At 62.7% G+C, this 16,263-nt stretch carries 14 protein-coding genes; 5 read left to right on the forward strand and 9 right to left on the reverse strand.

The window, feature by feature from the left end; all coding sequences use genetic code 11:
- Window positions 1-96: 96 nt before the first annotated feature.
- Window positions 97-2,787 (forward strand): methionine synthase, encoded by a 2,691-nt coding sequence (gene metH / locus KY084_RS10560; RefSeq protein WP_219238430.1) that lies wholly within the window; start codon window positions 97-99, stop codon window positions 2,785-2,787.
- A gap of 10 nt (window positions 2,788-2,797) precedes the next feature.
- Here the strand turns inward: metH and KY084_RS10565 are convergent, their stop codons facing one another.
- On the reverse strand, window positions 2,798-3,919 hold the full coding sequence (locus KY084_RS10565) for a permease (protein ID WP_219238431.1): 1,122 nt from the start codon (window positions 3,917-3,919) through the stop codon (window positions 2,798-2,800).
- Window positions 3,920-4,147: 228 nt separating this feature from the next.
- On the opposite strand from KY084_RS10565, the gene KY084_RS10570 reads away from it, so the two are divergent.
- Together KY084_RS10570 and alr are read left to right on the forward strand one after the other, a co-directional pair.
- On the forward strand, window positions 4,148-4,570 hold the full coding sequence (locus tag KY084_RS10570; protein ID WP_219238432.1) for a GNAT family acetyltransferase: 423 nt from the start codon (window positions 4,148-4,150) through the stop codon (window positions 4,568-4,570).
- Between the two features lie 54 nt (window positions 4,571-4,624).
- Entirely contained in the window at window positions 4,625-5,668 is a 1,044-nt protein-coding gene (gene alr / locus KY084_RS10575) for an alanine racemase (protein WP_219238518.1), read from the forward strand.
- A gap of 22 nt (window positions 5,669-5,690) precedes the next feature.
- Here the strand turns inward: alr and KY084_RS10580 are convergent, their stop codons facing one another.
- Together KY084_RS10580 and KY084_RS10585 are read right to left on the reverse strand one after the other, a co-directional pair.
- On the reverse strand, window positions 5,691-6,863 hold the full coding sequence (locus tag KY084_RS10580) for an acetyl-CoA C-acetyltransferase (protein ID WP_219238433.1): 1,173 nt from the start codon (window positions 6,861-6,863) through the stop codon (window positions 5,691-5,693).
- A 38-nt stretch (window positions 6,864-6,901) separates the two neighbouring features.
- Window positions 6,902-7,978 carry an alpha/beta hydrolase gene (locus KY084_RS10585; protein WP_343227998.1) on the reverse strand — a complete coding sequence of 359 codons (1,077 nt, stop codon included), beginning with the start codon at window positions 7,976-7,978 and terminating at the stop codon, window positions 6,902-6,904.
- A gap of 13 nt (window positions 7,979-7,991) precedes the next feature.
- Here KY084_RS10585 and phaR point away from each other — a divergent pair, with 13 nt between their 5' ends.
- Together phaR and KY084_RS10595 are read left to right on the forward strand one after the other, a co-directional pair.
- Window positions 7,992-8,573 carry a polyhydroxyalkanoate synthesis repressor PhaR gene (gene phaR / locus KY084_RS10590; protein WP_219238434.1) on the forward strand — a complete coding sequence of 194 codons (582 nt, stop codon included), beginning with the start codon at window positions 7,992-7,994 and terminating at the stop codon, window positions 8,571-8,573.
- 9 nt (window positions 8,574-8,582) lie between these two features.
- Window positions 8,583-8,786, forward strand: a complete 204-nt coding sequence (locus KY084_RS10595; protein ID WP_219238435.1) for a hypothetical protein — start codon at window positions 8,583-8,585, stop codon at window positions 8,784-8,786.
- A gap of 1 nt (window position 8,787) precedes the next feature.
- On the opposite strand, the gene KY084_RS10600 is transcribed toward KY084_RS10595, so the two are convergent.
- The 6 genes from KY084_RS10600 to KY084_RS10625 form a co-directional block, all read right to left on the reverse strand.
- Window positions 8,788-9,966 carry an aspartyl protease family protein gene (locus tag KY084_RS10600; RefSeq protein WP_246587056.1) on the reverse strand — a complete coding sequence of 393 codons (1,179 nt, stop codon included), beginning with the start codon at window positions 9,964-9,966 and terminating at the stop codon, window positions 8,788-8,790.
- 190 nt (window positions 9,967-10,156) lie between these two features.
- Window positions 10,157-11,731: a TadA family conjugal transfer-associated ATPase gene (locus KY084_RS10605; RefSeq protein ID WP_219238436.1), complete on the reverse strand. Its 1,575-nt coding sequence runs from the start codon at window positions 11,729-11,731 to the stop codon at window positions 10,157-10,159.
- 93 nt (window positions 11,732-11,824) lie between these two features.
- Window positions 11,825-13,333, reverse strand: a complete 1,509-nt coding sequence (locus KY084_RS10610; protein ID WP_219238437.1) for a glycosyltransferase family 39 protein — start codon at window positions 13,331-13,333, stop codon at window positions 11,825-11,827.
- A 90-nt stretch (window positions 13,334-13,423) separates the two neighbouring features.
- Window positions 13,424-13,678, reverse strand: coding sequence for an ATP synthase F1 subunit epsilon (locus KY084_RS10615; RefSeq protein WP_219238438.1), 255 nt, complete (start codon window positions 13,676-13,678; stop codon window positions 13,424-13,426).
- 108 nt (window positions 13,679-13,786) lie between these two features.
- On the reverse strand, window positions 13,787-15,241 hold the full coding sequence (atpD, locus tag KY084_RS10620; RefSeq protein WP_219238522.1) for a F0F1 ATP synthase subunit beta: 1,455 nt from the start codon (window positions 15,239-15,241) through the stop codon (window positions 13,787-13,789).
- 114 nt (window positions 15,242-15,355) lie between these two features.
- Entirely contained in the window at window positions 15,356-16,234 is an 879-nt protein-coding gene (locus KY084_RS10625; RefSeq protein ID WP_219238439.1) for a F0F1 ATP synthase subunit gamma, read from the reverse strand.
- Between the last annotated feature and the right edge of the window lie 29 nt (window positions 16,235-16,263).

Here is a 16,263-nt window from a genome sequence, read left to right on the forward strand (position 1 = left end):
GGTTAGGGGAGGGCATGTCCCTTCCGAACGCCGACCGTAAGCGTTTTTCTTCCCTCGCCCGCCCCCTCCCGCAATCGGGAGGGGAGAAGGAGCAAAATGACCCAATCCTCTTCGAACTTCGTGAATATCGGCGAACGGACCAACGTCACCGGTTCGGCACGTTTCAAGAAGCTCATCATGAACGGCGACTACACCGCCGCGATCGAGGTCGCGCGCAGTCAGGTCGAAAACGGCGCTCAGGTGATCGACGTCAACATGGACGAAGGGCTGCTCGATTCGAAGGCGGCGATGGAGACGTTTCTTAAGCTGATCGCCGCCGAACCCGACATCGCACGCGTCCCGATCATGGTCGATTCGTCCAAATGGGAGGTGATAGAGGCCGGGCTGAAATGCGTGTCAGGCAAGCCGATCGTCAATTCGATCAGCATGAAGGAGGGCGAGGAGAAGTTCATCGCCGAGGCGCGCAAATGCATGGCCTATGGCGCGGCCGTCGTCGTTATGGCGTTCGACGAAGCGGGACAGGCCGATACCGAAGATCGCAAGGTGGAGATATGCGAACGCGCCTATTCGGTGCTGACCGGCATCGGCTTCCCGCCCGAAGATATTATTTTCGATGCCAATATCTTCGCCGTCGCGACCGGGATCGAAGAGCACAACAATTACGCGGTCGATTTCATCGAAGCGGTGAAGCGCATCCGGAAAAGCTGCCCGCACGTCCATTTTTCTGGCGGGCTTTCCAACCTGTCGTTCAGTTTCCGCGGCAATGAACCCGTGCGCCGCGCGATGCATTCGGTGTTTCTCTATCATGCGATTCCGGCCGGGCTCGATATGGCGATCGTCAATGCCGGGCAGCTCGACATCTATGACGATATCGATGCCAAGCTGCGCGATGCGGTGGAGGATGTCATCCTCAACCGCGACCCGGAAGCGGGCGAGCGGCTGGTCGAACTCGCCGAGAGCTTCCGCGACAGCGATCCCGTCGCCGAAAAGAAGGCCGCCGAATGGCGCGGCTGGGAAGTCGAGAAACGGCTCGAACATGCGCTGGTCAAGGGGATCGACGCGCACGTCATCGACGATACCGAGGAACTTCGCCAAAAGGTCGCGGATCGCGGCGACCGCCCGATCGAAGTGATCGAAGGGCCGCTGATGGACGGCATGAACGTCGTCGGCGACCTGTTCGGATCGGGCAAGATGTTCCTGCCGCAGGTGGTGAAATCCGCCCGCGTGATGAAAAAGGCGGTCGCGCACCTCTTCCCCTATATCGAGGCGGAAAAGGACGAAAATTCGCGCGGCAAGGGCAAGATCGTAATCGCCACGGTGAAGGGCGACGTCCACGATATCGGCAAAAACATCGTCGGCGTCGTCTTGCAATGCAACGGGTTCGACGTGGTCGACCTGGGCGTGATGGTGCCATGGTCGAAAATCCTTGAAACCGCTCGTGAAGAAGACGCCGACATGATCGGCCTGTCCGGCCTCATCACCCCCTCGCTCGACGAAATGGTGACGGTGGCGGAGGAAATGCAGGTGGCAGAAATGACGATGCCGCTGCTGATCGGCGGCGCTACGACGTCGAAAGTGCATACCGCGCTGAAAATCGCGCCCGCCTATACGGGGCCAACCATCCATGTCCTCGACGCCAGCCGAGCAGTCGGTGTGGCTACCAATCTGGTCAGCGACAGCCAGCGCGACCCGTATGTTCTGAAAATCGCCGACGAATATCAGGCGGTTCGCGAGGCGCGCGCGAACAAGGGGCAATCGAAGCTGATCTCGATCGAGAAGGCGCGTGAAAACGGTTTCCGTATCGATCCCGACCTCAAGGCGCCTGCGCCGCAAAAGCCGGGGCTTCACGTCTATAGCGACTGGGACCTTGCCGACCTGCGCGACTATATCGACTGGACGCCGTTCTTCCGCTCGTGGGAACTTGCGGGCACCTATCCGGCGATCCTTGACGACGAGGTGGTGGGCGAAAGCGCGACCAGCCTGTTCAACGACGCGCAGAAGATGCTCGACAGGATCATCGAGGAAAAATGGCTGACCGCGAAGGGCGTTGCAGCGTTATGGCCGTGCCATCGCGATGGCGACGATGTGGTGATCCATCATTATCATGTGCAGGATCGCGTGAGTAAGGACGGCGCGACCTTCGGCGACCATTCGGCGGACATTCCAGATCTCGACCGCACCAACGAAGCGAGCATCCGGATGCCGTTCCTGCGTCAGCAGATCAACAAGCGCGAAGGCCGGCACAATATGTGCCTTGCCGACTTCATTGCCGAGGACAGTGACTGGATCGGCGGTTTCGCGGTAACCGCGGGCCATGGAATCGACGAACATTCGAAGCGGTTCAAGGAAACGCATGACGATTATTCCGACATCCTTCTGAAAGCGCTTGCCGACCGATTGGCCGAAGCGTTCGCCGAGCGGATGCACCTCCATGTCCGACAGGATCTGTGGGGCTATGCCAAGGGCGAGCAACTTACCAACGAAGCGCTGATCAAGGAGGAATATCGCGGCATTCGCCCTGCGCCGGGCTATCCCGCCTGTCCCGATCACAGCGAAAAGCCAATCCTGTTCGAGATGCTGGACGCCACCGAACATACCGGCATCACGCTAACCGAAAGTTTCGCGATGCTGCCCACCGCCGCGGTGTCGGGCTTTTACTTCGGACATCCGCAAGCGAGCTATTTCGGCGTGGCGCGGATCGGTGAGGATCAGGTCGAGGACTATGCGAAACGCCGCGACGTCGATCTCGATCTGGCGAAGCGCTGGCTGCGCCCCAATCTGGATTGATCCGCGCCGGTCAGTGGCAGCAGTGCGATTTGGCCTGTACGGGCTGTTTGCGGCTCGTCCGCCACAGCCACAGGCCGATCGCGCCGAACGCCAGATTGAGCCAGAAGGTGTAATCGACCGAAAACGTGGTGAGGTCGCGGCGAATATCGGTGCCCGCTTTGGGCACCAGCCCGGCCCAGGAAAAGATCAGGTCCACGCCGATCGCAGCGATCACCATCGAGGCGAACAGCACAAGCGCGATGTACAGCGCCATCTTCCATCCGAAATAGCGGCGATAGACGTCGATCAGCGGCAGCACGATCAGGTCGCCGTACAGAAAAGCGATGACGCCGCCGAATGTCGCGCCGCCGCCCCACAGCACCGCAGCGAGCGGAACATTACCGATCGAACAGACAAAGGTCAGCATCGCGATTATCGGCCCGATCGCGGCATTGAACGGCACGCGCAGCCATGCGGGTGCATCGACCAGAAACAAGTGCTGCCAGAATTCGGTGGGGACGAAGACCGATACGAAACCACCGATCAGGAATCCGATGGCAAGGTCCTTCCACAACATACCCCATTCCATGGTGAAGGCCTGCGCGATCTTTCCGCGGGTTTCGGGGCGCTTCAGGCGTTCGGTCCAGCTGTCATCGCTGTCATGCGCTGATCCGTGATTATGGCCGCCGCCGTCCGCTTCCGGGTGCTCGCGCGCTGCTTCCGCCAGTTTTGTCGGATAAGTCAGCGTGACGATCAGGCTCATCGCCGCGATCAGCGCAATGCCGCCCAGCCATTCGGCCACCATGAACTCCCATCCCATCAACAAGTAGAGGATGACGCCGAGTTCGATCACCAGATTGGTAGCCGCGAACAGGAAGGCGAGGCTGGTGACCAGCGACGCACCTTTTTTGAACAAGGTACGCATGATCGACGCCGCAGCGAAGGAGCAGGACGAACTCGCAGCGCCCAGAACTGCCGCCAGGGCTATCTGCTTCGTCCCACCGCGTCCCATTCGTTCGCGCATCGCCTCGGCCGGAACCAGCGTCTGCAACACCGCTGAAATGCCGAACCCCAGAACCAGCGTCCAGCCCGTCTTCCAGAACATGCCGAGCGCCATCAGCAGCGCCGTACCCAGCTTGTCGATAACGTCCATGGCCGATCAGATGCGCGCTTGTCGTGGATGATGCAACCGGTACGCGAAATTGCGCCGAGTCGCTTCGAAATCGGGGCGTTTCCGGCTTCCGCCCGGTCATGGCGTGATATAGAATCGTATGCCCGGCCAATCGGCGGCCGACAGTATGGGGGAGTTGGTCATGGCGTTCGGCCCGCTGTGCAGATCATTCGTTGCGCGTCACCGGCGCGATAAGGTTCCTCTTTTTCAATGACCGCGATCATTCGTACCTATCGCGACAGCGATTTCGACGATGTCGATTCGCTGTGGCGGCGTTGTTTTCCCGACGCGCCGGAGCGCAACCGTGCGGAATATTCGATTCCGGCAAAGCTTGCAGTCGACGACGGTCTGTTGCTCGTCGCCGATGCGGCGGGCGCGGTGGCGGGCAGCGTGATGGCGGGATATGACGGGCATCGCGGCTGGCTGTACGCCGTCGCGGTCGATCCCGATTACCGGATGCGCGGAATCGGCGCGGCGCTGGTCCGGGCGGCGGAAGCACGCTTGCTCGAACTGGGTTGCGCCAAGGTCAACCTCCAGATTCTGGGCGAAAACGCGCCGGTCGCCCGCTTTTATCACCAGTTGGGATATGAGATCGAGGAACGCATCAGCATGGGGCGGCTGCTTCGCGCCTGAGCGGCTGGTTGTGCTGGCGAAGGCGGACACTTGCCGCTAACGCTCGCGCGCATGATGTCTGTTCCTCCCTTGTCCCTGCATCTCGACGGCGCGGCACTTGCCGCCAACTGGCGAAGCCTGGCCGCGATGAGCGGCCGTGCGGCGTGCGGTGCGGCGGTAAAGGCGGACGCGTACGGGCTTGGCGCGATCGAGGCGGCGCGCCGGCTTGTCGATGCCGGGTGCCGCGATTTCTTCGTCGCCACCTGGGCCGAGGCGCGCGAACTGGCTGCTCACGTTCCGGCGCTGTCGGTGCTGCATGGTGTGCGCGAAGCCGACATGGCCGAAGCGCTGGAAAGCCCGGCGCGCCCCGTTCTCAACACCGCGCATCAGGTTGCCCGGTGGAAGGAAGCGGGTGGGGGCGTTTGCGACGTGATGGTCGATACCGGCATGAACCGGCTGGGGCTGTCAATCGCCGAAGCGACATCGGGGCTGCTCGATGGGCTGAACATCGATACGCTGATGAGCCATCTCGCCTGCGCCGATGAAGCGGTGCCGCTCAACGAACGCCAGCGCGCGCGGTTTGCGGGACTGGCGGGACGAACCGCTGCCAGACGGCTCAGCCTCGCCAATAGCTGCGGCATCGCGCTGGGAAAGGGATATCATTTCGACCTCACCCGGCCGGGCATCGCGCTGTACGGCGGGGTTCAGGTGCCCGCGTTCGACGGCAGGATCGTTCAGGTGGTGACCCCGCGCGCCGAAATTCTTCAGCGCCGATGCGTCAAGGCCGGCGAAACCGTTGGATATAACGCCACCTGGACCGCGCCGCGCGACACCGAAGTCGCAATCCTCAACCTAGGCTATGCCGATGGCTATTTTCGCGGCTTTTCCGGCAAAGGGGCTGCGCTGACGGATGGCAAGCGCCTGCCGGTGCTCGGCCGCGTTTCGATGGACCTGACCGCAGTTCAGGTCGACGCCGCCCCCGAACTTGCCGAGGGCGATCAGGTCGATATCGAATTCGCGCTTCCCCATGCGGCGGCGATTGCTGGCATGTCGCAATATGAATTGCTGACCGGGATGGGCAGCCGCTACGCGCGGATTTGGAACGATCAGCACGCGTAAGGGAAGGGGCGAATGGCCCCTTTTACCGCTCGACGCACATGGCGATGCCCATGCCGCCGCCGATGCACAGCGTGGCGAGGCCTTTTTTCGAATCGCGCTTTTGCATTTCATATAGCAGCGTGGTGAGCACACGCGCGCCCGATGCGCCGATCGGGTGACCGATCGCGATCGCACCGCCGTTCACATTCACCCGGTCAGCGTCCCAGCCCATGTCCTTGCCGACCGCAAGCGCCTGCGCCGCAAAGGCTTCGTTCGCTTCGATCAGGTCCAGGTCTTCGATCTTCCAGCCCGCTTTTTCCAGCGCGCGGCGGCTCGCCGGAACCGGGCCAATGCCCATGATCGACGGATCGACGCCGCACGATGCCCAGCTTGCGATACGGGCGAGAACCGGCGCGCCGCGTTTCTTCGCCTCATCGGCGCTCATCACCACCAGCGCCGCCGCGCCGTCGTTGATGCCGCTGGCATTGCCCGCGGTGACGGTGCCGTCCTTCTTGAAGGCGGGGCGCAGGCCCGCAACGCCTTCGACTGTTGCACCGGCGCGGATATATTCGTCGTCCTCGACCACCGTGTCGCCCTTGCGGCCCTTGATCGTCACGGGCGCGATCTCGTCCTTGAACCGGCCTTCGCCGCGCGCCTTTTCTGCAAGGTTCTGCGACCGGACGGCGAATTCGTCCTGCGCCTCGCGGGTCAGATCGTACTGCTCGGCCAGATTCTCGGCCGTGATGCCCATGTGATAGCCGTTGAACACATCGGTCAGCCCGTCCTTGATCATCGTATCGATCAGGCTGACATCACCCATCTTCGCGCCCTTGCGCAGATTTTGCGCATGTGCCGACATCGACATCGATTCCTGCCCGCCGGCGACGATGATCGAGGCGTCCCCGGCGGCGATTGCCTGATAGGCGAGCGCGACCGTGCGCAGACCCGATCCGCATACCTGATTGACGCCCCATGCCGGAATTTCCTTCGGCACGCCCGCCGCCATCGATGCCTGGCGCGCGGGGTTCTGCCCCTGCGCCGCGGTGAGCACCTGGCCCAGGATCACCTCATTCACATCCTCGCCCGAAATCCCGGCCTGGACCAGAGCGGCCTCGATCGCGGTGCGGCCAAGTTCGTGCGCGGGCACGCCGGCGAAGGCGCCCAGAAAACTTCCCACGGGCGTGCGCTTGGCGGCGGTGATGACGATATCGGGCATAGATGCTTCTCCAGACGATGTGGTTCTCGCTTGGCAGGCTATTTAGGGAGAACCTGCCCGCGTATCCAGTCGCGCAGCGGCTTCCACAGCACGTCGCGCCTTTTGCTTCCCACTACCATGCCGACATGGCCCGCGCTCGTGATCCGCTGATCGGCGAACCCTGCTGCGCTGGCAAAGGGGACGATACGGTCTGTCGTCGACACGAATTCGACCACCGGCACGCCAAGCGACAGCGGATCGACCGGTTTGCCGCCAACGTGCCAGCGCCCCATGCCGGGAAGGTCGGCGGCGAAGAAATCGTCGAACATCTGTCGCCCGGCGGCATAGGTCAGCGGCGCGCCGCCATTGGCCCAGTCCTCCAGCACGACGAAGCTGCGCGCCGTGGGTGATCCCGGTTCCAGCGCAGCGAAGCGTTCGAATTTGCGCACAGTGCGCGCCGGATCGAGTCGCCAGAACCCCGATTGCAGCACCTCCATCGGAACCAGTCCCAGCGAGCGGCACATCGGTTCGGCCGCATGCCACAGCGAATCGATCTCTTGCAGCGCCTGCGCACTGAACCCCGAAAAGCGCCACGGCGCGGCGATCATGGCAAGCGCGCGTACCGGGTGCAGCGCCGCCGCGGCCGCCGCCATCGTGCCCCCCAGACAATAGCCGACAAGGATTGGCGGCTGATCCAGCGCGGCGAGCAGCGGCACCAGCAGCGCTTCGACATGCCCCGCCACATCCTGGGTATCGATTCGCGCAACCGGCGTTCCCCAATCGACCAGCATCGGGCGTAGTCCCTTATGCCGCGCCAGCCAGCGCATCAGCGAGGCATTGCGCAGATCGAGCACTTGCGGGGGATTGATGAGCGAAGGCACCACGACCACCGGCACGCCGGCGGGATCGCGCCCATAATCGCGCAGGCGCGCGCGGCCGGCCCGCGCTGAGACCGGTTTGGACGCGCGTTTCCTTCCCCGCCGGGCATTCTGATAGGCGGAAAGTCCCTTCAGCGCCGCTGCCCGCCGTTCGGGCGATGCTGCGGTTTCTTCGCGCAACATGTTCAGGAACAGCGGAAGCGGACGCGGCGCGTGTTGCGGCGCGTCATTATTCGGTGTTACATGCGTTTCAGACACTATTGAGGACGCCATGAAAAAAGGTTCGACCAAGGACGGCCCGGTCATAATCAAGAAATATGCGAACCGCCGCCTCTATAACACCGAAACTTCTTCCTACATCACGCTTGAGCATCTTGCCGCGATGACCCGAGAGGGGCGCGATTTCAAGGTTATCGACGCGAAGAGCGAAGACGACATCACCCATAATGTCCTCACCCAGATCATCATGGAAGAGGAACAGCGCGGTCAGACGATGCTGCCCGTCAGTTTCCTTCGCCAGCTGATCGCGCTGTACGGCGATTCGATGCAGGCTATGGTTCCCGGCTATCTGGAAGCGTCGATGGACAGTTTCCGGCGTAATCAGGAAGAGTTCAAAAGTGCGGTGGAAGGCGCCTTCGCCAACACCCCCTTCGCCGAAATCACCAAGCGCAACATGGCGATGTTCGAAGCGGCGGCATCGGCATTCAACAAGGGCGGCGACATGCCGGGCGCTCCGTCCGCCGGTGGCGCTGCGCCTGCGTCCGCGCCCGCCGCGGCGAAGGATGAAGAAATCGCCGCGCTGCGTGCCGAGCTTACCCGATTGCAGGACAAGGTCGAAAAGCTCGGCAAATAAGGGGCGGGCATGGCACTCGAACCGGGCTGGATCGCGGTCGCGGTCCTGCTGGTCGTCGCGTTGGCATGCGCGCTCGCCGAACGCGCGCGTCGCCGGCGGCGTGACCTCGACCGGATCGGCATCGTCAACTGGATGTCGGTGCAGTTACTCGCGATCATGGCTGCGCTGCTGATCGCTGCCTTCACCTGGCTCAGCGACGGCGGCGCAGCATAGGTCAGTAAAACCGGGCGAGGGTGAGCAAACGGCGACTGCCATCGCACATGCCCAGCTTTACCACCTCGCCGGGCGGGCCAGCCGCCCAGTTGGTGTCCACATTGCCACTTGCACCCGCAGCGACAGGCATGCCGTCGACGCGGCAGATCGTGTCGCCGTCGCGCCATCCGGCCTTGGCGGCGGGGCTGTTTGCCATGACGTGCAGGACGCGCAACCTGTCGCGGTCAAGCCCGACCAGCAGGCCGCTGGTCGATCGGACCGGCGCTTCATCGACATGGGCGCCGGCGCGAAAAACGATATGTCCCGCTCGGGGGTCGAGCAGTACGCGATAGCGCTGCAACAATCCCGAACCGATCCGCCCGGCGACGCCGGTCTGCGCGGAAAAGCCGCTATGCTCCTCGATCCGCACTTCGACATTGCGCGCGTTCAGTGACGCGATGCGCAATTGCGGCACGATGGCCAGTTTCATTTCGATCGTACCGCCCAGCCCGAACGCCACCGCAGAGGTGAGGGGGCGCCCGGCAAGCGCGCCCGCATCCCATGCCGCGCGCGTCACGGTTACCGCCGCGCCGTCGCCGGTGTCGATCATCACGGGCCGCACGCGGCGGCCGCCCAGCGTAAGTTCGCTCAGATAGACGCCGCTCTCCTGCGATAGCGCAAGCGGTGCGCTGTCGCCGCGAAACGGCAGCCGTCCGCTCGGCAAGAGGCGAAGTCGCCGCGCATCGTAATCAATGTCGAGCGCGCAGCAGGAAAGCATATCGGCCCCGATCAGTGCGTCGATCGGAACATCGCCACCGGTCGCCGATTGCGACAGTGCGGCAACCGCGATTCGCCCGCCCCGGCGGTTCAACCCGCCCAGCGAAATATCTCTGGTCGCTGCCCAGCCGATAGTGATCGCACCGCCGATCGCATCCGCGTTCGATGTCGCGGCGATCTTCAATCCGGCTCTATGGGCAAAGCCGGTCGATACCACCGATACGCTGACCCCGGTATCGATGACGGCATAAGCGCTCTGGCCGTTGATCCGCATCGCGATGCGGATCTGGTTGCCCGGCGTCAGGGTAAAATCGACCCAGCGCGCATCGGTATCGTCGGTCAGGTGCACGCGCGGCGAATCGGTCGCGGCGGCGGGCATGGCCGCCATGATCGCCAGAGCGATGCCCAGAATCATCCGCAACATGGCATGCAGCCTATGCGGTGCGTCGCGCGATTGCCATGCTTCAACGCTGCGGACTTTGTCGAGGGGCGGACGAGTAGCCTGACGTGACGGTGTGGCAACCGCGAGTTACCAACTACGGCGTCATCGCGAGGAGCGTAGCGACGCGGCGATCCAGCAGTCATCGGCATAATGCGCGCATCTGGACCTGATTTTACAGACATGCCTCCAACAGCGCATGGTCGAACCCGTACTGCTTTGCTTTGTCCAGCGTATAGGGGCGAAGGCCCATCGAACGATATTCGCCGATAATCTTACCGTCCGCGCTTTCGTCCATATATTCGAATTTGAACAGTTCCTGCGTCACGATCACCGGGCCTTCCATCCCGATGACCTCTGTCACGTTGGTGACGCGGCGCGATCCGTCGCGAAGGCGCTTCACCTGAATGATCAGGTCGACCGAGTCGGCGATCTGACGGCTGATCGCTTCCTTCGGCACCTTGATGTCGCTCATCATCACCATATTCTCCATTCGCGCCAGGCATTCGCGCGGAGAGTTGGAGTGGAGCGTCGCCATCGATCCGTCATGGCCGGTATTCATCGCCGACAGCAGGTCGAAACATTCCGAGCCGCGGATTTCGCCCAGGATAATGCGATCCGGGCGCATACGAAGCGCGTTCTTCACCAGATCGCGGATCGTAATCTCGCCCTGCCCTTCCAGGTTGGGCGGCCGCGTTTCCAGCGGAAGCCAGTGCGGCTGTTGCAAACGAAGTTCGGCCGCGTCCTCGATGGTCAGCACGCGTTCGCCCGGATCGATCATTTTCGACAGCGCGTTCAACATCGTCGTCTTGCCCGAACCGGTGCCGCCCGAAATGACGATGTTGAACCGGCTGGCTCCTGCGATTTTCAGCGCGGTCGCCATTTTCTGGTTCATCGACCCGCCATTCGCCATCATGTCCAGCGTGATCGGTTTGGCCGAAAATTTACGGATCGAAATTGCGGTGCCGCGCAGCGAGAGCGGTGGCACGATGACGTTAACGCGGCTGCCGTCCTTCAACCGGGCGTCGGCAAGCGGGGTGGTCTGATCGACCCGGCGGCCGACCGAGTTGCAGATTCGCTGCGCGATCTGGAACAGATGCTCTTCATCGCGGAACTGGATATTGGCGAGTTCCAGCTTTCCCTTGCGCTCGACATAGGTCTGGTCCGGCCCGTTGACCATGATGTCGCTGATCGCGGTGTCGGCAAGCAATTCCTCAAGCGGCCCCAGTCCGAGCAGTTCGTCGACCAGCACCTTTTCCAGCGCGAACTGTTCCCGCCGGTTGAGCGTCAGTTTCAGTTCGGCCAGAACTTCGTGGATGATCGGGCGGAATTCCTCGGCCAGCTCGTCCTTTGACAGGGTCGCCGCCGCTTCCGGGTCGACGCGTTCAAGCAGGCGCGGCAGCACCTGTTCCTTGATCCGGTGGATAGAGCTTTCAAACCCCTCCACCCGGCTGTTTCCAGCCTCCCCCGTCGCTGCCTGCCGCTCGGCAAGGCGGGCGAGCGCGTCCTGACCCAGTCCCTGTATCGCCGGCTCGGGCGGGGGCGCGTCGGGACTGGGGCCCTCGTGCGTTTGCGAGGCTTCGGACGACGGTTTCAGCGAGTCGGGGATCGGGGGAAACTGCGATCCGCCCTCTGGTTCGTCGCGATCTTCGCGCCGTGCCGGCGAACCGCCCTGCATCGGTTTCGCGACGCCAAAGGCCGGCCGATTGCCCATACTGCCTGGTCCGTTGCGTCGCCCGAATGCGCTCATTGCTACCCTGTGCCGGAAATCGGTTGAACCTGATTGAAATCGAGATAGGCGCGAAGGCTTTATAATTGCCTAACCATGGGGGCAGCACTTCTTTCAAAGATCGTTGCGTCGCCACATCAGCAGGTGTTCGTCTCTGGAATAATAGCGATGCGGCAATCGTGCGGCGAGGTGGTATCGCCCCTTCAGCAGCGCCGCCATCTCGCGCTCCATCGCCGGATTGCGATCGATCCACGTCGAATTTTCCATGGTCAGTACGGTGCCCGGCCGCCGCGCCATCGCATGGCGCAGCGCCACGCCGGGATCGATGCCCAGCGCATGGGCTTCCCGCTTCGAACTGATATGCGCGGTGAACGCGAAGCGAGACACCAAGCAGGCATGGCTGAGATGGTAATAGGCCACCGGACCTTCATAGATGAACATGCATTCGCTTGGCGTATCGGCGGGAAGCGCCGTCATTACCGCGTGCGCAGCGGCCCGGTCGGCTGCGGCGGTGCGCGGCATGAAAACAAGCGCATGCGCTGCCGGCCAGAGCATGGCGAGTGCGAAAACCAGTGGGCCGAACTGCCGTAGCGCGAAGGCGCGCGCAACCAAAGGCGTGCAGGCGAGCAGCAAGGGCAGGGCGTAGTGCGGGAAATAGCCGCCGATCGCGAAGAAATCCGCCACTGCGAGCATAGCCCAGAGCAGCACGAAGCCGAGGTCCTGCGGCCACCGTGAAAAGCGCGTGGTAGCGGCCCATAGTCCCAGCAGCGAGAGCAATCCCACAGGTGCGGTCAGCACAATCGTGCTTTTCAGCATTTCCATTGCTGCGGCATCCCGCGGCGCGCCCTTGGCGAGTACCGAGAGGATATTGGCCTGCCACCAGGCGTCGAAATGGCCCATCACCGCATAGCCCGCCATCGCCGCAAGGCTGGGTGTGGCGCCGGTCAGCATCAGGGGCAGAGCGATACGCGCCGCGTTGCCGGGGCCACAGCTTCGCCACGTCCGCCATAGCAGCCACAAGCCGAACGCCACCCCCTGAAATACAGCGCTCGTCTTAATCTGGATAGCCACGCCGGCCAGCAGCATCGCTGTAAGCGAGAGAAGAAGGTTGGGCGGCGCATCCCGTTCGACCGTTGCGCGCAGCGTACACAGCGCAGCAATTGCGATGAGAAGGTTATAGAATAAAGGCGACTGTGCCGTATCGCCCCATAATTCGTTCAGTCCGGCGAGATAGAATATTCCTGCCATAGTCGCAGGCACCCAGCCTACATTGCGGCGGGCGATCAATGCGATGATCCATGCAGTCGCGAGCGCGGCGATCGCCGCCATCAGGTTCGCGGCGAGGACCCCGTTTCCCGGCAAGGCGGCAATTCCAGCGAATAGAATGAATAGCCCGACCGGCTTGCGATCCCAAAGGTCGAGATAGGGAAGCGCGCCGTGCCACATGCGCTCGCCCACCAGCAGGTAGAATTGCTCATCAAGTCCAGCGATCGGGTTCTGCAACTGGGCGAAACGCAGGAGCAGCGTCGCGATGCCAAGCGTCGCGAAAGCGCTTGTGGCCGGGTTGATCGTCAGTCGGTGGCTTGCCCGCGATACCGGGTAGCGCGACAACGCCCTGTCCATCGTTCCTTCCCCCATGATCGGAGCGAAGGCTAGTGCGCTTTGGTTAACAGCTATGAAACAGACCCGGCGCAGCCGCCTGTTGGCAGCGTGTTACTCCGCCTTTTCGGCAAGGACCGTCAGGCCCTTCTCGTTCACCTCGGCGAAGCCGCCTTCGATCCGGATGAGTTCGGGCTGGCCGCGTTCTTCGGCATAGATCGCCAGATTGCCGTCGCGCACCGTCGCCATGAACGGCGCATGGCCCGCCAGCACGCCGAAATCGCCCTCCGCGCCGGGAACGACGACCTGATAGACCTCGCTCGAACGGACGAGCTTTTCGGGGGTTACGAGTTCGAAATGCAGTGCCATTTTGCTTTCTCACTCCCCTCCCGCTTGCGGGAGGGGTGGGGCCTGTCAGGAGGGGAGCCAGCGGCATTCCCTCCGCTAACCCCTCCCGCGGGCGGGAGGGGAACCGGATTACGCTTCGTTAGCCATTTTTTCGGCCTTGGCGACGGCTTCGTCGATGCCGCCGACCATATAAAAGGCCGCTTCGGGAAGGTGGTCATATTCGCCGTTCACCACCGCCTTGAACGAAGCGATCGTGTCTTCGATCGCGACGAACTTGCCGGGAATGCCCGTGAACACTTCGGCGACGTGGAACGGCTGCGAAAGGAAGCGCTGGATCTTGCGCGCCCGGGTCACGGTCAGTTTGTCCTCTTCCGACAGTTCGTCCATGCCCAGAATGGCGATAATGTCCTGAAGGCTCTTGTATTTTTGCAGGATCGACTGGACCGCGCGGGCGGTTTCGTAATGATCCTGACCCACGACGCGCGGTTCGAGGACGCGGCTGGTCGAATCGAGCGGATCGACTGCCGGATAGATGCCGAGTTCCGAAATCGCCCGGTTGAGAACCGTGGTAGCGTCAAGATGCGCGAACGACGTTGCCGGCGCGGGGTCGGTAAGGTCGTCGGCGGGAACATAGATCGCCTGAACCGAGGTGATCGACCCCTTGTTGGTCGAGGTGATCCGCTCCTGCAGCGCGCCCATATCGGTCGACAGCGTCGGCTGATAGCCCACGGCCGAAGGAATACGGCCGAGCAGCGCCGAAACTTCCGCGCCCGCCTGGGTGAAGCGGAAGATATTGTCGACGAAGAACAGCACGTCCTGCCCTTCCTGATCACGGAAATATTCGGCGATGGTCAGGCCCGACAGCGCGACGCGGGCGCGCGCACCCGGAGGCTCGTTCATCTGGCCATAGACCAGCGCGACCTTCGACCCTTCGGAAATCGCATTGCCCTCGTCATCCTTGGCAATGACGCCGGCGTCGAGAAATTCGTGGTACAAATCGTTGCCTTCGCGGGTGCGTTCGCCCACGCCCGCGAACACCGACGTGCCGCCATGCCCCTTCGCGATATTGTTGATCAGTTCCTGAATCAGCACCGTCTTGCCGACGCCCGCACCGCCGAACAGGCCGATCTTGCCGCCCTTCGCATAGGGCGCGAGCAGGTCGATGACCTTGATGCCGGTGACCAGGATCGCGCTTTCGGTCGACTGGTCCATGAATTCCGGCGCCTTGGCGTGGATCGGGGCGGAAAGTTCAGCGCCGATCGGGCCGCGCTCGTCGATCGGTTCACCGACCACGTTCATGATGCGGCCAAGCGTCTTGGGACCGACGGGCACCGAAATCTGGCGACCGGTATCGGTTACTTCCTGCCCGCGGGTCAGACCGTCGGTGCCGTCCATCGCGATGCAGCGAACGCTGCTCTCACCCAGATGCTGCGCCACTTCGAGCACCAGCCGCTGGCCGTTATTGTCGGTTTCCAGCGCCGACAGGATCGCGGGCAGATTGTCATCGAAGCTGACATCGACGACCGCGCCGATCACCTGGCTGATGCGGCCGACATTGTTGGTGCCCGTTGCGGGCGGGGTCATTTCAGCGGCGGTTGCCATTGGGTGCTTCCTTGCCTTGCCTTATTCGTCGCCCCGGCGAATACCGGGGCCGCTTCTATTTGTGTTTTCCCGGTTATTCCGGGAAAAGCACGGGGTTTACAGCGCCTCGGCGCCCGAAATAATTTCCACCAACTCGGTGGTGATCGCTGCCTGGCGCTTGCGGTTATATTCGATGTTGAGCCGCTTGATCAGGTCGCCCGCATTGCGCGTTGCATTGTCCATCGCGGTCATCTTCGAACCCTGTTCGGACGCGGCGTTTTCGCGCATCGCGCGGAACAGCTGAACCGCGACATTGCGCGGAAGCAGGTCGGCGAGGATCGCCTCTTCATCCGGCTCATATTCGATCGCGGCGGCGCCTTCCTGGCGCGGCGCGTCGTCGGGCACCTTCACCGGGATGATCTGCTGCTGCGTAGGGTCCTGTGCCAGCACCGATTTGAAGTGCGAATAGAACAGATGCGCGACGTCGAATTCGCCCGCTTCATAGCGCGCGATCAGGTCCTCGGCCCAAGCATGCGCGTCGGCGAAGCTCAGCTTGCCAAGATCGCCCGGCTCGATCGATTCGACCACCTGGCCGCGATACAGCCGGTTCAGCACCGCGCGGCCCTTCTTGCCGATGGTATAGAATTTGACCGTCTTGCCCTGTTTGATCAGCGAATCCGCCTGACGCCGCGCAAGCCGCGCGATGTTCGCGTTGAATGCGCCCGCCAGTCCCTTGTCGCTGGTCGCGACGACGAACAGGTGCACCTTGTCCTCGCCCGTACCGGTTAGCAGCTTGGGCGTGGTCGAGCTGATCGTTACCTTCGATGCGAGCGACGCGACCACTTTTTCCAGCCGTTCGGCATAGGGGCGGCCAGCCTCGGCGGCGTTCTGCGCGCGCTTCAGCTTTGCCGCGGCGACCATCTGCATCGCCTTGGTGATCTTCTGCGTCGACTTCACCGAGTCGATGCGACCTTTAAGAGCCTTTAAAGAGGCCATTCCTACCTATCACCTCCGTTTGGGCTGAG

It is taken from the genome of Stakelama flava (assembly GCF_019351405.1).
Taxonomy (GTDB): domain Bacteria; phylum Pseudomonadota; class Alphaproteobacteria; order Sphingomonadales; family Sphingomonadaceae; genus Sphingomonas; species Sphingomonas flava_A.

Coding starts and splice junctions, on each gene's coding strand:
- KY084_RS10600 (WP_246587056.1), bottom strand. CDS start 9,966: ATGTTGCGGATGATTCTGGGCATCGCTCTGGCGATCATGGCGGCCATG.
- KY084_RS10580 (WP_219238433.1), bottom strand. CDS start 6,863: ATGCCCGATATCGTCATCACCGCCGCCAAGCGCACGCCCGTGGGAAGT.
- phaR (WP_219238434.1), top strand. CDS start 7,992: ATGAAAAAAGGTTCGACCAAGGACGGCCCGGTCATAATCAAGAAATAT.
- KY084_RS10615 (WP_219238438.1), bottom strand. CDS start 13,678: ATGGCACTGCATTTCGAACTCGTAACCCCCGAAAAGCTCGTCCGTTCG.
- KY084_RS10625 (WP_219238439.1), bottom strand. CDS start 16,234: ATGGCCTCTTTAAAGGCTCTTAAAGGTCGCATCGACTCGGTGAAGTCG.
- atpD (WP_219238522.1), bottom strand. CDS start 15,241: ATGACCCCGCCCGCAACGGGCACCAACAATGTCGGCCGCATCAGCCAG.
- KY084_RS10610 (WP_219238437.1), bottom strand. CDS start 13,333: ATGGACAGGGCGTTGTCGCGCTACCCGGTATCGCGGGCAAGCCACCGA.
- KY084_RS10565 (WP_219238431.1), bottom strand. CDS start 3,919: ATGGACGTTATCGACAAGCTGGGTACGGCGCTGCTGATGGCGCTCGGC.
- KY084_RS10605 (WP_219238436.1), bottom strand. CDS start 11,731: ATGAGCGCATTCGGGCGACGCAACGGACCAGGCAGTATGGGCAATCGG.
- KY084_RS10595 (WP_219238435.1), top strand. CDS start 8,583: ATGGCACTCGAACCGGGCTGGATCGCGGTCGCGGTCCTGCTGGTCGTC.
- KY084_RS10570 (WP_219238432.1), top strand. CDS start 4,148: ATGACCGCGATCATTCGTACCTATCGCGACAGCGATTTCGACGATGTC.
- alr (WP_219238518.1), top strand. CDS start 4,625: ATGTCTGTTCCTCCCTTGTCCCTGCATCTCGACGGCGCGGCACTTGCC.
- metH (WP_219238430.1), top strand. CDS start 97: ATGACCCAATCCTCTTCGAACTTCGTGAATATCGGCGAACGGACCAAC.